At 45.8% G+C, this 13,074-nt stretch carries 15 protein-coding genes, 1 riboswitch and 1 other annotated feature; of the genes, 3 read left to right on the top strand and 12 right to left on the bottom strand.

Going from position 1 to position 13,074, the window contains the following annotated elements; genetic code table 11:
- Window positions 1-103: 103 nt before the first annotated feature.
- From proA to MOC09_RS02115, 8 genes are all read right to left on the bottom strand, one after another.
- Window positions 104-1,351 (bottom strand): glutamate-5-semialdehyde dehydrogenase, encoded by a 1,248-nt coding sequence (proA, locus tag MOC09_RS02150; RefSeq protein ID WP_268369399.1) that lies wholly within the window; start codon window positions 1,349-1,351, stop codon window positions 104-106.
- 11 nt (window positions 1,352-1,362) lie between these two features.
- Window positions 1,363-2,460, bottom strand: coding sequence for a glutamate 5-kinase (gene proB, locus MOC09_RS02145; RefSeq protein ID WP_268359689.1), 1,098 nt, complete (start codon window positions 2,458-2,460; stop codon window positions 1,363-1,365).
- A gap of 63 nt (window positions 2,461-2,523) precedes the next feature.
- Window positions 2,524-2,734 (bottom strand) — a binding site (T-box leader).
- Window positions 2,735-2,820: 86 nt separating this feature from the next.
- Window positions 2,821-3,723 (bottom strand): formyltetrahydrofolate deformylase, encoded by a 903-nt coding sequence (gene purU / locus MOC09_RS02140; RefSeq protein WP_268369397.1) that lies wholly within the window; start codon window positions 3,721-3,723, stop codon window positions 2,821-2,823.
- Between the two features lie 70 nt (window positions 3,724-3,793).
- Window positions 3,794-4,111 (bottom strand): multidrug efflux SMR transporter subunit YkkD, encoded by a 318-nt coding sequence (gene ykkD, locus MOC09_RS02135; protein ID WP_268359693.1) that lies wholly within the window; start codon window positions 4,109-4,111, stop codon window positions 3,794-3,796.
- Window positions 4,111-4,449, bottom strand: a complete 339-nt coding sequence (gene ykkC, locus MOC09_RS02130) for a multidrug efflux SMR transporter subunit YkkC (protein WP_268359696.1) — start codon at window positions 4,447-4,449, stop codon at window positions 4,111-4,113. Before ykkC ends, ykkD begins: the two co-directional genes overlap by 1 nt.
- Before the next feature lie 77 nt (window positions 4,450-4,526).
- A riboswitch (guanidine-I (ykkC/yxkD leader) is annotated at window positions 4,527-4,638 on the bottom strand.
- A 34-nt stretch (window positions 4,639-4,672) separates the two neighbouring features.
- Window positions 4,673-5,188 carry a GNAT family N-acetyltransferase gene (locus MOC09_RS02125; protein ID WP_268369394.1) on the bottom strand — a complete coding sequence of 172 codons (516 nt, stop codon included), beginning with the start codon at window positions 5,186-5,188 and terminating at the stop codon, window positions 4,673-4,675.
- Window positions 5,178-5,705, bottom strand: coding sequence for a DinB family protein (locus tag MOC09_RS02120; RefSeq protein WP_268369391.1), 528 nt, complete (start codon window positions 5,703-5,705; stop codon window positions 5,178-5,180). Before MOC09_RS02120 ends, MOC09_RS02125 begins: the two co-directional genes overlap by 11 nt.
- 88 nt (window positions 5,706-5,793) lie before the next feature.
- Entirely contained in the window at window positions 5,794-6,525 is a 732-nt protein-coding gene (locus MOC09_RS02115; protein WP_268367048.1) for a DUF421 domain-containing protein, read from the bottom strand.
- A 155-nt stretch (window positions 6,526-6,680) separates the two neighbouring features.
- On the opposite strand from MOC09_RS02115, the gene MOC09_RS02110 reads away from it, so the two are divergent.
- Window positions 6,681-6,911, top strand: a complete 231-nt coding sequence (locus MOC09_RS02110; RefSeq protein ID WP_268367047.1) for a hypothetical protein — start codon at window positions 6,681-6,683, stop codon at window positions 6,909-6,911.
- 76 nt (window positions 6,912-6,987) lie between these two features.
- Here MOC09_RS02110 and hmpA read toward each other — a convergent pair whose 3' ends face one another.
- The gene (gene hmpA / locus MOC09_RS02105) at window positions 6,988-8,187 is read right to left on the bottom strand and encodes an NO-inducible flavohemoprotein (RefSeq protein WP_268369389.1); all 1,200 of its coding nucleotides are present in this window, start codon (window positions 8,185-8,187) and stop codon (window positions 6,988-6,990) included.
- Window positions 8,188-8,429: 242 nt separating this feature from the next.
- On the bottom strand, window positions 8,430-8,948 hold the full coding sequence (locus tag MOC09_RS02100; protein ID WP_041520929.1) for an acyl-CoA thioesterase: 519 nt from the start codon (window positions 8,946-8,948) through the stop codon (window positions 8,430-8,432).
- A 189-nt stretch (window positions 8,949-9,137) separates the two neighbouring features.
- Here MOC09_RS02100 and MOC09_RS02095 point away from each other — a divergent pair, with 189 nt between their 5' ends.
- Window positions 9,138-9,998: a dimethylarginine dimethylaminohydrolase family protein gene (locus MOC09_RS02095; RefSeq protein ID WP_268369387.1), complete on the top strand. Its 861-nt coding sequence runs from the start codon at window positions 9,138-9,140 to the stop codon at window positions 9,996-9,998.
- A gap of 88 nt (window positions 9,999-10,086) precedes the next feature.
- A complete protein-coding gene (pgl, locus tag MOC09_RS02090; protein WP_268369385.1) occupies window positions 10,087-11,136 on the top strand; it encodes a 6-phosphogluconolactonase in 1,050 nt (349 codons plus the stop codon).
- Window positions 11,137-11,179: 43 nt separating this feature from the next.
- On the opposite strand, the gene MOC09_RS02085 is transcribed toward pgl, so the two are convergent.
- Both MOC09_RS02085 and MOC09_RS02080 read right to left on the bottom strand, forming a co-directional pair.
- A complete protein-coding gene (locus tag MOC09_RS02085) occupies window positions 11,180-12,169 on the bottom strand; it encodes an oligopeptide/dipeptide ABC transporter ATP-binding protein (RefSeq protein WP_268369383.1) in 990 nt (329 codons plus the stop codon).
- Window positions 12,170-12,181: 12 nt separating this feature from the next.
- A complete protein-coding gene (locus MOC09_RS02080) occupies window positions 12,182-13,072 on the bottom strand; it encodes a C40 family peptidase (protein ID WP_268369540.1) in 891 nt (296 codons plus the stop codon).
- Window positions 13,073-13,074: the final 2 nt, after the last annotated feature.

Genomic DNA, 13,074 nt, shown 5'->3' with positions numbered 1-13,074 from the left:
ATTAAATTGTAAACAATTAAATTTGCAGTGTCAATTTTTCAGCGCATAAAAAAGCTTATCCCTTTTAAGGGATAAGCTTTTGAATTGAACATCGCCACGTCGCCTATTCGCGGATTTGCCCAGTTCCTTTAATGATGTATTTTGTAGAAGTCAGTGCAGGAAGCCCCATCGGCCCTCTGGCATGAAGCTTTTGCGTACTGATGCCGATTTCAGCTCCGTAGCCGAATTCAAAACCGTCAGTAAAACGGGTTGACGCGTTATGATAAACCGCGGCAGCATCGACAGCCGTCTGGAAATAAGAGGCGTTATTGTCGTCTTCAGTTAAAATCGCTTCAGAATGATTGGTGCCGTATTGTTGGATATGCTTCACAGCTTCTTGAACGTTCTCAACTGTCTTTACGCTGAGGACAGGCGCTAAAAATTCAGTTTCCCAATCTTCTTTTGATGCTTGTTTGCTTGAAGGGTGAAGTTCACATACCAATTCATCACCGCGAATTTCAACTCCCGCTTTTTCCAGCTGAGCAAGCAATTCTTTCCCATGCTGCTCTGCCCACGCCTTGTGAATCAGCAATGATTCAATCGCGTTGCATACGGAAGGGCGCTGTGTTTTGGCATTTACAACTACTTTTTCTGCCATTTCCGGTTTGGCCGTTTCATCAATGAAAATGTGACAGTTTCCTGCGCCGGTTTCTAACACAGGCACTGTTGATTCTCTCACAACGAGGTCGATCAGCTTTTTGCCTCCGCGCGGGATTAATACGTCAAGACCGTCGTTCAGCGTAAAGAGTTCTTTTGCCGTTTCTCTGCTTGTATCCTCAATCAGCTGTACAGCGTTCACTGGAAGCGGTGACTGTTCAAGCGCTCTGTGAATAACACTGACGAGCGCTTTGTTGCTGTGAATGGCAGAAGAGCTCCCCCGCAGGACAACCGCGTTACCCGTCTTTAAGCAGAGGGTCGCAGCGTCGACTGTTACATTCGGCCTCGCTTCATAGATCATTCCGACAACACCGAGCGGAACGCGGATTTTTTCGATAAAAAGGCCGTTCTCCTTTTCAATCGTTTCAAGAGATTCACCGACCGGGTCTGCTAAATCAATTAAAAGCTCTACTGCATCCGCTATATCACGAATGCGTTTCTCATCCAGTGTCAGCCGATCAATGATATCAGGTGTTAAGCCATTGCTCTTACCGTTTTCAATATCTTTTGCATTTTCCATTAAGAGAAAATCCATTTCATTTCGGAGCCCGTTTGCAATGAGGCTCAGCGCCTCATTTTTTTCAGCCGTTGTTTTCATAATCAGTTCAGCTGCTGCTTCGTTTGCCAGCTTCGCTTTTACAGAAACTTCACTCATTTTTCCGCCTCCTAGTCTTTTAAATTGACCCAGTCATTCCTATGAATAACCTCAAACGTTTTTTCAAAATCAAGTTCATCACTTCGTTTGCCTTTAGCCTCCATAATCTCCTCGGAGGAGTAATGCGTCTGGCCTTTGCCGATTACGCCGCCCGGTCCCCTGACTTCCACGACGGCCCCTTTCGGAAAGCTCCCGTTCACACCTACAACGCCAGCCGGCAGCAGGCTGCTTCCCTTATGGATCATCGCCTCCTCGGCACCAGCATCAATGAGGATCTCTCCTGATATCGGCGAGTGGAACTGTATCCACTGTCTCGTGTTGTTGACCGAGGATAGTTCTTTGTCTCCGATATAAGTGCCGTCTCCCCTGCCGTCCAAAATGTCTGCCAGCTTTTGCTCTCCGCTACCTGTACCAATGAACACCTTCACTCCGAGAGACAGCGCAGTTTGTGCGGCTAACAGCTTTGATTTCATACCGCCGGTGCCGACCTTTGATCCGGCTGATCCTGCATATCCCAGCAATTCAGGCGTAATTTCCGGCAAATAATCAAAACGTTTCGCCTCAGGATTTTCATTCGGATTGGCATCATACAGTCCGTTGATGTCAGTGAGAATCATAAGCTGGTCCGCATGAATCAATCCGCTGACTAACGCAGAAAGCATATCATTATCCCCGAATGTCAATTCTTCAACAGATGTAGAATCGTTTTCATTGATAATGGGAATAACGCCGCGCTCGAGTAATTCCATAATCGTTGCATACGCGTTTCGGTACCGTTCTCTTTTCGAAAAATCATTTCTCGTTAAAAGGATTTGTCCCGGAGTCAGTGCGTATTGTTTGAATTGATTCATATATTGCTGCATTAATAGTGTTTGTCCGACCGCGGCCGCCGCCTGTTTTCCTTTGATGGTAACGGGACGGGACGGATAACCAAGGCTGGAAAACCCCGCCGCTACGGCTCCTGAAGTAATCAAAATCATTTCATGTCCCGCTTTCTTCAACAGGGAAATGGCCTGAACATGTTCTCTGATTTTCGCTTCATCAATGCTTCCGTTGCTGTTCGTCAGCGAACTGCTTCCTATTTTCACTACTATTCTTTGTTTTTTCATTTATTCTCCTCCGCGGCTCTTCGCCAGCCAACTTACAATAAAAAAACCCATTTCATCCTGTTTCATAAGGACGAAATGGGTTTCCGTGGTACCACCTTGATTGAACGCGCTTATGCACGCTCCGCTCTCCTGTAACGCCAGGTTACGCGCCTAGGTTTTCCCCCTAAGACTCCAAGGCAGGTTCAGCAGGTTTCATGCGGCAAAATGTTTCAGCGATTCATTTTGCTCTCTGTCACAGAAAGGTCTGCTTACTAATCCTCTTCAACGCTCAATGATTTTTTTATATTATGCAAAGAAAAAAGGCACTTGTCAAGGTTTTTTGTCACCCAAAAGAGCCCGCATGGCGCGGGCTCTTGCAGTCTAGTTAAAGACGATTGTTTTGTTTTCATGAACGATGACACGGTCTTCCAAATGCCATTTTACAGCACGTGCAAGCACGCTGCGCTCAATTGTTCTGCCGATGTTTTTCAGCGCCTCTGTATTATCGCGGTGATCTACGCGCTCAATATCCTGTTCAATGATCGGCCCTTCGTCCAGATCGTTTGTGACGTAGTGAGATGTCGCTCCGATCAGTTTCACGCCGCGCTCGTAAGCACGTTTATACGGATTCGCGCCGATAAAAGCAGGCAGGAACGAATGGTGGATATTGATGATGCGATTCGGATGAGCCGAGACAAAGTCAGGAGTTAAGATCTGCATATAGCGTGCGAGAACGATTACATCAATCTCGTATTGCTCAAGCAGTTCAAGCTGCTTCTTTTCGACTTCCGCTCTGATGTCTTTGTTTGCTTTCATATAGTGGAATGGAATGTTCAGCCGCTCAACAAGCTCTCTCGCATCCTCATGGTTGCTGATAACAACAGCGATTTCCGCCATAAGGTTGCCTGTTTGCCATTCCCAAATCAGCTCATGCAGACAGTGAAGCTCCTTTGAGACAAAGATGGCGACGCGCTTCAGTTCACTTGCCAATGTTAAGCTCCATGTCATGTCGAATTTTTCCGCAATTGGCGCAAACGCCTCCTGCAGCGTTTCTTTTTTCTCATGAATGCCCGCACAGTCGAATTCGATTCTCAGGAAGAAGCGGCCGCCTTCAGGGTCTGTCGTATATTGATTGGATTCTATAATATTTGCGCCGTGTTCAAATAAAAACGCAGAAACCGCAGAAACGATCCCCGGCTGATCAGGACAGCTGACCAAAAGGCGCCCTTTATCCTCATTCCCGTCACGGTATTCGTTTAACCGCTGAGTCATATATGATTTCATGAATAATCCCTCTTATCTTGTTAAGTCTAAACTATTTATCCATTATACTGAAGATTTGATAAAAATCAATTTATGACAGAATTTTTAAACCGATCGCTGAGCATAAAATCAAGGCGATAAAGAAGATCCGTTTGGCGTCTTTCGGCTCCTTGTAAAAGAGGATGCCGACAAGCGCGCCGCCGGCTGTGCCAATGCCTGTCCAGACGGCGTAAGCGGTACCCATCGGAATGGCTTCCATTGCATATGACAGCAGGGAAAATGAAGCGGCAAAACCAACAATGATCAACAGCACCCATTTCACGCTTTTGTCTTTCGCATATTGATTCATAAGGGCAACACCGGCCATCTCCAAACAGCCCGCGCACAATAAACTGATCCAATGCAGCATTATGCCTCGCCTCCTTTTTCCTCTGCCTCATCCTGTGTCACAAGCTTCAATCCGATTACACCGATTAGGAGCACACCAATTAACAATAGCTTCGGCCATCCAACCGGTTCATGAAACAGAACGATTTCACTCAGCACAGTTCCGGCTGTTCCGAGTCCGGTAAAGACGGCGTACACGGTTCCAACAGGCAGACTGTGAGTCGCCTTTATGAGAAGATAAAAGCTACATAAGATGCCGATGGCAGTGCCGCTCCATGTTAAAGCTGAGTCAGCATGCTTCAAGCCTATCACCCAAACAACCTCGAAAACAGCGGCAAGCACGACCAATCCCCATTTCATTTTACGCCATTCCTTTCTATCTGCTAAGATTTTCAGAAAACAAAAAAACCCCGGACAGTCGTCTCACATGAGATTGACTCTCCCGGGCTTTTTTCCCTCCGTGTGCATACGCGCTATTATTTACGCGTATGTGCTTTCTCTCGGACCAGTCCATGTTCATTCACATGCGGAACCCTAGAAAACTTTACCTGACAAATATGATACTACAACTTTACACCTTCTTTCAATTGTAAGATTTTCTTTCATATACCGCGATCGGTTTATTCCACTTTCTGATCGTTCTGCTGTATAGCATGCCAATTTTCTCCGCTACCCGTATGGACGCTTTGTTATCCGGGTCAATCAAAGCCGTCATTTTGCCGAACTGCCGCTCGTTGAAGCCGTAGTCCAGACAGGCTCGAGCCGCTTCCTGCGCATAGCCTTTCCCCCAGTGGCGTCGGGCAAACATATAGCCGATTTCCATTACTGTTTGATTGTCGACCTGCTGAGGAACGATGCCGCATTGCCCCAAAAAATCCTCTGTCCGTATGTCTTCGGCGATCCACAGACTGACGCCGTATCCTTTTTCATTTCTTTTGTTCCAATTGATCCACTCGCGTGTTTGCCTTTTATCTTTTAACCCGGAATAAAATTTCATAACGTCAGGATCGTTAAACAGCTCAAACAAAGAGGCCTGATCATGATCTTCCATACAGCGCAAACGAATTCGGCCGGTCACAAGCTTCGTTTTAGCGCTCATATTTTGCCATATCCTGCTTCCATTCTTTTTTGAGGGCTTCAATATGTGCTTGATGATAACGATTATGATCCGCCATATGCCATATGCCCCATCTTACAGTTGCGCTGTTACCATCGTAAAAAATCGTCTGATGCAAATCTTCTTCTGTTAAGGCGAAACATACCGACTTCAGCTCGTTTACCACATGCTGATGTCTTTTCAGAAGTTCATCCAATTCGGGCTGATTCTCCGGTTCAGGCAGCTGTCCGTTTTCATCTGTCATCGGTCCGTAAACCTGTTCAATATGCTCAGGTATCCGGTTTTCCTTAATACGCCAGACCCATCTGATATCAACATTTGCGATGTGGTGCAAAAGTTGGACCGTGCTGTTTTTTGTTTGACAGCGCCCCTTATAATAAAGCTCACTGTGTGTCATGCGGCTTACGATAGAAGCCAGACGGAGACTGTTTTCTTCCACAGCGGAATAAAGCAGGCAGACCGTCGGCGCCATGTCGTTTCTAATGATTAAGTCCTTCATGTGTCGTCCCCCCTAACTAGGTACATTTGACACCAAACAAAAATTCCCTTTAAAAAGAAAAAAGCTCTCAGTAAAATAGAGAGCAATCTCAATTGTTATTTCCCGGTTTATACAAATAAGGATCATGCCGCGGCTCGTTTGAGGTATGTAAATCAAGCGATATGTCGCCGCGGGCATTCATCGTTCCAAGTGTGATCGAGGACAGAAGTTTAGGGCTGCACCCTTTTTCCTCAAGCTTCTCAAACAGCCAGGCTCGGTTTTTTTGAAGGTACTTTAAATTATGATCAAGGATTTCGCCGTCCAGTATAAGGGGAATCGGGATAAAATTCCGTTCAGCCTCCATATTCAAATCCCGCACCTGCACCGCTCTCGCTTCCTCTTTTGGAATGACGCTTACTTCTCCCGTTTCTTCAATAATGGCAAGATCAATGTCGGCCGGATCCGCATAGCCCTTTTCCCTAAGTTTTCCGAGCAGTTCATTAACAGTCAGCCTTTCTTTACGCAGGCCGCGTTCATCAATATCCCCGTTTCTGATTAAGACAGTCGGGCTTACGACCAGCAGCCATCGCCATCTATTAGAAAGAGCTAGCTTGCTCATTATAAGATAAAGCACCAAAAAAGTGCCCGCGTAATAAATCGACATCGGCAGCCTGGATGTAAGAATCGGCTCACTGATAATGGTTCCGATTGCGAATGTCAAAAGCAGATCAAAATTGTTCATTTGAGACACAGCTTTTTTGCCGGCAAGCCGAAACAAAATATACGCAATCGAAAATACGATAACTGGTTTCAGTAAAAATGACCATACGATCCACAACACCGACCTTTACCTCCATCACCCTAGTCATATTGAGCCTATTTTGCCCTGAGGCAGAAGCGCTATACCTCACACCATTTTCAGTGTTAGAAATAGGCGAACGTGCATTTCTCCGGCACATACCATAAATAGAAAGCAACATAGATTGGAGGCACAACATGAAGAATCAGAAGTCGAATACCCATTGGCCCTATGATGTACCATTGGCTCCTCAGCCCGCAGACTATCAGCAGCATCAGACAATCGACAGGCTAGCCGGCTTAGAGCTAAGAATGGAGCAGCTAATCAGAGCGATTGAGGTAAACAATGAATTGCTGAGAACAATGCAAGAACAGCAAAACCGTGTATGCACAAACGGCGGCGGAGGATCAGTGATTGTCCGAATGTAGAAGCAGGCGCTTGTTCGCTCCTTCTATCTCAATAAAAAAACTCTTCTCAGAAAAGAGAAGAGTTTCTTTTATGTGATCAAACAGACTGTGCCATACTTAATTGCGGGCCAAACAGCTCGTAACGGATAGACTCCGGTGCTGATCCAAGGCCTGACACAAGTTTATGCATTGCTGTAATAAATGGTTGTGATCCGCAAATATAATAATCCGCATCTGTATTGGCAATCAGCTCCTTAAGGAATTGCTGATCAATCTGCCCTTCATGAAATTGAAGATCACCTGCACGGTCTTCCTCTGTCGGCTCACGATACACAAATGCTGTCTTGACAGAGGAATGGTTTGCTGCTTCTTCCACCTCATGTCGCAATGCGTGATATTCACTGTTTTTCGCGGCGTGAATGAACAGAATCTGCCGTTCAGGCTGCTTGGAAACAGACGTTTTCAGCATGCTGATCATTGGTGTAATGCCAACTCCGGCACTGATCAGAACGAGATCTTTTTGTGAGGAAGCATCTAAAACAAAGTCCCCTGCCGGTGCGCTGATCTCAATTGAATCTCCCTCATGCAGCCCATCGTGTAAATAGGACGATACGGCACCGTCTTTCTTCACTGAGATTCGATAGTAATCTTTTCCCGGCATATCAGACAGGCTGTATTGACGAATATGCGTATATTCAGAACCAGGAATACGCACTTTGATGCTGATATATTGTCCTGCTTGAAATTCTGGTAACGGCTTGCCGTCCTCCGGCTTCAAATAGAAGGATGTAATTTCTTTGCTTTCCCGCTCTTTCTTCGCGATGACGAACGGCTTATACTCCTTCCAGCCGCCAGCTTGCTTCTCCGCCTGTTCATACATTTCTTTTTCCATTCCGATGAACGCATCAGCGATAACGCCGTACGCTTTCTCCCATGCCTGCATAATATCGGGTGTTACAGCATCTCCCAGAACGTCTTTAATCGCAATCAGCAAATATTTGCCGACGATCGGATAATGTCCAGGCTTGATTCCAATACTGCGGTGCTTGTGCCCGATTTGTTTGACGACCGGAATAATATTTCCAAGCTGGTCAATATTTGCTGCAGCTGCAATAACGGCATTTGCAAGTGCAGTACGCTGTGTTTTTTTCTTTTGGTTTGTTTGATTAAAAATGTTCAGAAGCTCTGGATGGTCTTGAAACATCAGATCGTAAAAACGGCCAGTGATCGCTACTCCATGCTGTTGTAATACGGGTACAGTACTTTTAATGATTTCGATTGTTTTCTGATCTAACATTGTTTAAACAATCCTTTCAAAAAGATGTATTTTAAATATATCTTTAAAATACATGATGTTATGAATAAAAGATATATATAAAATGAATCTTTTATAAAGTTGTCATAAAATTATCAATTCAACATGACAATTGTTGCTTTTTTATAGAATCCCCTAGCAAAAACTGACTAACCACTGCAATAATCACCATCGAAAAATGAAAAGCACAAAAAAACCCAAAACTTACGTTTTGGGTTTAACGATTACCAAGGTTTTTCAGTTCCCAGCGCATTCGCAAGCGCCTGGCTGTGTTTTTTGCGGTTCTTTCGTTCATTGGCGCGCTGAACGGCTGTATTATGCAGCATGATTTCTTCTTCTGTTTCCGGTACAACTCTCGGTACAGGCACCGGCTTTCCATTTGAATCCAGTGCGACAAACGTCAAAAAAGATGTCGCGGCAAGCTCCCTTTCGCCAGTCATCAAATGCTCCTTTATGACTTTTACAAACACCTCCATGGAGGAAGTGCCGACCCATGTGACATAGGATTCCAAGCAGACAGAATCCTTTTGTCCGATCGGCTTCAGAAAATCTACCGAGTCCATCGAAGCCGTTACGGTTTCCCGTCTGCAATGGCGCGCCGCGGAAATAGAAGCTATATCATCTATGTAGCTCATTAATTTTCCGCCAAACAGCGTATTATGGTTGTTCGTATCAAGCGGGAACACCCTGCTGGTTTTTACAACCTTTGACTCTTTACAAAATTTAGTTTCCGGTGTTTCCATACCTTTCTCCCCTTTGATGTCTGATTGTTTAGCTAAATGCACTCATATTCTCCTATTAAACAATATTCTCTGCTATTTGTCTAAAATTTAAAATGCTTTGTCTGCCAGGTTTTCTTTCTAAAACGTTTAATGATTTTGATGATGAGGGAATAATAAATGTATTCTTCACAAGGTCAGGAGGAGAAACAAATGGATGTATCCATCCCGAAACATCACCGCAAAACAGTCTGCCGAACGGAATACGGCACACTTGAGAAAGTGATTTTATGCAAACCGGAGCATATGACCATAAAAGATGTCATAAACGAAACCCAAAAACATTTTGAAGATGACAATATTCATGTAAAAACCGCCACCGATCAGCACCGCCGCCTGGTTGAAGCACTCAGGTCACACAACATCGACGTTATCCTTTTGCCGGTCCGCGACGGACTCCCCGAGCAGGTCTTCACCCGCGACATAGGATTTGTCATCGGAGAAAAAGCCTTCCTCTCGAGCATGACTGAACCGATTCGCCAAGGGGAAGAGGCCGTCATAAAAGAATTTTTCCACGATCAAGGCATTTCTTACACCCGTATGCTTGATACAAGCATTGAAGGCGGTGACGTCATCATTGATGGGGACACAGTTTACGTCGGAATCAGCCAGCGTACCGACATATCAGCCATCGGACAGCTGGAAGAGGAACTTCCTGAATATACAGTCATTCCAGTACAGCTTCATGAAAAATTTTTGCATTTGGACTGCGTTTTCAACGTCATATCTGAAAGCGAAGCGTTAATTTATCCTAAAGCCCTTGAGCCAGAGGCAGTTGACATGCTGGCAAAACGTTATGACCTCATTGAGGTGCCTGAGGACGAACAATTTACGCTTGGCACCAATGTGCTTTCTATCGGAAGAAAAAGAATCATCAGCCTCCCTTGCAACCGTCATGTCAATCAACAGTTATCAAAAAGAGGCTATCACATCATCGAAATCGACCTGTCAGAAATTATTAAATCAGGCGGTTCGTTCAGATGCTGTACGATGCCGCTGATTCGCGGCGAATGAAGAATATTCCCCTATTTCATGTTTTGAACAGCTTATTTTATCAAGATACGTTAATATAGAGATGACATCATTTTAAGGGGGAAATCGCATGACAAAGTACATAGGATATGTCGGAACATATACAAAAGGCGGAAGCGAAGGGATTTATTCATTTGAGCTTGATACTGAGAAAAAAACACTCAGCGAGCCCAAGCTTGCCGCAAAACTGGGCAACCCCACATATGTAACGCCAAATAAAGACAACACCATTCTTTATTCAATTGAAAAAGCAGACGGCCAAGGCGGAGTGGCTGCCTATCAAATCGATCAAAACAGCGGCGAATTGACATTTCTGAATCATCAGTTAATTGAAGGGCCGTCTCCATGCCACGTCAGCGTCAATGATCAAAATCAATTCGTATTAACTGCCAATTATCACAGCGGGAAGGTCCACGCTTTTCCAATTCAAGGCGACGGAAGCTTGCAATCACCAGCTTCAGAAGCTGCTCACACGGGAAAAGGGCCGCATGAGAGACAGGAAAAGCCGCATACACACTACGCGGGGTTCACACCTGAACACAACTATGTCGTAGCGGTTGACTTAGGAACCGATAAACTGTACACCTATAAGCTGAAAGACGGCGTATTGACTGAATCTGGAAGCCATACCTTCGCTCCCGGCGCAGGGCCTCGCCATATCGCTTTTCATCCGAAAGAAAAATACGCTTATGTCATGACAGAATTAAGCAATGAAGTGATTGCGCTTGAATACAATCCGACAGCCGGCGAATTCAGAGAAATCCAGGTCATCTCTGCCATCCCTGATGATTTTACAGACAACAGCCAGGGAAGCGCCATTCATGTCACACAGGACGGTCGTTTTGTTTACGTTGCAAACCGAGGACATGACAGCATCGCTGTATTTGAAGTAAACCAATACTCAGGCGAGCTGGCTTTCGTGGAAAGAGTTTCAACAGAAGGAAACTGGCCTCGTGACTTTGTATTGGATCCAACAGAAGCTTTCCTTGTGGCTTCAAATGAAGAAACAGGCAACCTTGTCCTGTTTGAAAGAGATAAAGAAACCGGCCGATTGACAGTGCTTCCATCAACTGTTTCTGTCCCTTACCCGGTTTGTGTGAAATTTTTACATCAATCATAAAAGCAAGGAGTGGCTCCGTAAAAATGAGAGCCACTCTTTTTGTTTACCGTACTTTTTCTTTTGCCTCAGCATGTCGATACAAATGGCAAGCGACAAATCGGCCGGCTTCGACCTCTTGAAGCTGGGGACGGGACTCCCCGCATTCAGGCATCGCCTCCGGACAGCGGGTTCGAAACACGCAGCCGCTCGGCGGATTGACCGGGCTCGGCAGCTCCCCTTTTAAGAGGATGTGCTCACGCTTGTCCTCCAATTCTGGATCTGGAATCGGAATCGAGGACAAAAGCGCCTTTGTATAAGGGTGCAGGGGTTCACGATACAGGGTTCCGCTTTCTGTAACTTCCATCATGTGCCCTAAATACATGACACCGATCCTGTCACTGATATGCTTCACCATCGAAAGATCATGGGCAATAAATAAAAACGTGAGCCCTTTCTCTTTTTGAAGCCGCTTCAGCAGGTTGACCACCTGCGCCTGAACCGAGACATCAAGTGCAGAAATCGGCTCGTCTGCCACGATAAACTCAGGATTTAGCGACAGTGCTCTTGCAATCCCAATCCTCTGTCTTTGTCCCCCGCTGAATTCATGGGGATAACGGCTGCCAAAATCGGGATGAAGCCCTACTGACTCAAGCAGCTCGTCCACGACGAGAAGCCGCGCTTTATGGGTATGATAGAGATTGTGAATCTCCATCGGCTCCAAAATAATGTCTCGAACGGTCATGCGAGGGTTAAGTGAAGCGTAAGGATCCTGAAAAATCATCTGCAGCTTGCGATTGAAGGCAAACTGCTCTTTCTCACTCAGCGCGTGAAGATTTGTGCCGCGGTAGGTCACACTCCCTTCTGTCGGCTCATAAAGGCGCATCAGCACTCTCCCTAGAGTTGATTTCCCGCACCCAGATTCCCCGACCAGCCCGAACGTTTCTCCTTCATGAATCTGAAAGGTGACCCCGTCGACGGCTTTGACTGTCCGCTTTTTCCCTGCTTCAAAATGCATTTTCAGCTGGCTGACCTCTAACAAAGGCAGTGGCGTCATTTGTCTCCCTCCTTATTCTGAAAAACAGCGGCGCACCGCACATCGTTCTTTTTCATAGATTGTCTCCTTTAATGAAAGGATTTCGATTGATTTCCCTGTCTTTGGAGAATGAAGCATTTTCCCGCCGCCTATGGACAGACCGACGTGATGAATCGCTCCTTTTCCTTCCTCATAAGCAAAAAACAGCAGGTCACCGGCCTTCATATCACCAAGCGGGACATCCTCCCCAGCCTTTGCCTGATCACCTGCATCACGGGGGATGCTGTAACCATTGGCCTTAAAAATACTGTACATAAACCCGGAGCAATCAAAGCCAAACCCGCTGATCCCTCCCCACAGGTAGGGAAGCCCAAGAAAGGAAGCCCCCGTTTGAATGATGTCTTCAGCGGTCCCTTTCTGTTCGCGGACAGGCTCTGCGTCAGTTTGCTTCACAAACCTTTCCCCAATAGCGGTTGCAACCTTAAAAAATCCGTTTTCTTCTGCAATAAAGGGCAGGACCGTCAAAAAGCTCAATTCAAACTCCTTTTCTCCATTACTTTTATACAAAAAGGCAGTAGGTTTGTTGATGAACAAATTATATTTTGTATGAATAGGGCTTGTTTTTTTCAGCTGGTTCTTTTTCATCCAGCCCGGATATCCGCGTCTATCCTTTCGAGATGGCTGGCTCGGCACGATCACAGAAACCCATTCGTCCTGTTCCCCCGTTACCAGCACCTTCTCGCCAAAGAGAACCTGAGTTTGGATCACATTGTCTGTACATAACCCAAGACGCTCATCATACGTCATACGCGCCAGCCAGTCTCTGATCAAAACGTTCGGACGAAGCATCATTTGATCTGATGGACGCGGCGAATCAGGTGCTGTCCAGATGTTGGCCACTGCTGATATGACAGTGTGCATCATTA

It is taken from the genome of Bacillus sp. N12A5 (genome assembly GCF_026790125.1).
Taxonomy (GTDB): Bacteria; Bacillota; Bacilli; order Bacillales; family Bacillaceae; genus Bacillus.
The sequence above is the reverse complement of the archived record's forward strand: the minus strand, read 5'-3'. Positions and strand labels throughout refer to the sequence as shown.

What these genes read in the sequence shown, in the direction of transcription:
- proA (WP_268369399.1), bottom strand. Translation starts at nt 1,351, where the DNA reads ATGAGTGAAGTTTCTGTAAAAGCGAAGCTGGCAAACGAAGCAGCAGCT.
- MOC09_RS02100 (WP_041520929.1), bottom strand. Translation starts at nt 8,948, where the DNA reads ATGGAAACACCGGAAACTAAATTTTGTAAAGAGTCAAAGGTTGTAAAA.
- ykkD (WP_268359693.1), bottom strand. Translation starts at nt 4,111, where the DNA reads ATGCTGCATTGGATCAGTTTATTGTGCGCGGGCTGTTTGGAGATGGCC.
- MOC09_RS02080 (WP_268369540.1), bottom strand. Translation starts at nt 13,072, where the DNA reads ATGATGCACACTGTCATATCAGCAGTGGCCAACATCTGGACAGCACCT.
- proB (WP_268359689.1), bottom strand. Translation starts at nt 2,460, where the DNA reads ATGAAAAAACAAAGAATAGTAGTGAAAATAGGAAGCAGTTCGCTGACG.
- hmpA (WP_268369389.1), bottom strand. Translation starts at nt 8,187, where the DNA reads ATGTTAGATCAGAAAACAATCGAAATCATTAAAAGTACTGTACCCGTA.
- MOC09_RS02095 (WP_268369387.1), top strand. Translation starts at nt 9,138, where the DNA reads ATGGATGTATCCATCCCGAAACATCACCGCAAAACAGTCTGCCGAACG.
- MOC09_RS02085 (WP_268369383.1), bottom strand. Translation starts at nt 12,169, where the DNA reads ATGACGCCACTGCCTTTGTTAGAGGTCAGCCAGCTGAAAATGCATTTT.
- pgl (WP_268369385.1), top strand. Translation starts at nt 10,087, where the DNA reads ATGACAAAGTACATAGGATATGTCGGAACATATACAAAAGGCGGAAGC.
- ykkC (WP_268359696.1), bottom strand. Translation starts at nt 4,449, where the DNA reads ATGAAATGGGGATTGGTCGTGCTTGCCGCTGTTTTCGAGGTTGTTTGG.
- purU (WP_268369397.1), bottom strand. Translation starts at nt 3,723, where the DNA reads ATGAAATCATATATGACTCAGCGGTTAAACGAATACCGTGACGGGAAT.
- MOC09_RS02110 (WP_268367047.1), top strand. Translation starts at nt 6,681, where the DNA reads ATGAAGAATCAGAAGTCGAATACCCATTGGCCCTATGATGTACCATTG.
- MOC09_RS02120 (WP_268369391.1), bottom strand. Translation starts at nt 5,705, where the DNA reads ATGAAGGACTTAATCATTAGAAACGACATGGCGCCGACGGTCTGCCTG.
- MOC09_RS02125 (WP_268369394.1), bottom strand. Translation starts at nt 5,188, where the DNA reads ATGAGCGCTAAAACGAAGCTTGTGACCGGCCGAATTCGTTTGCGCTGT.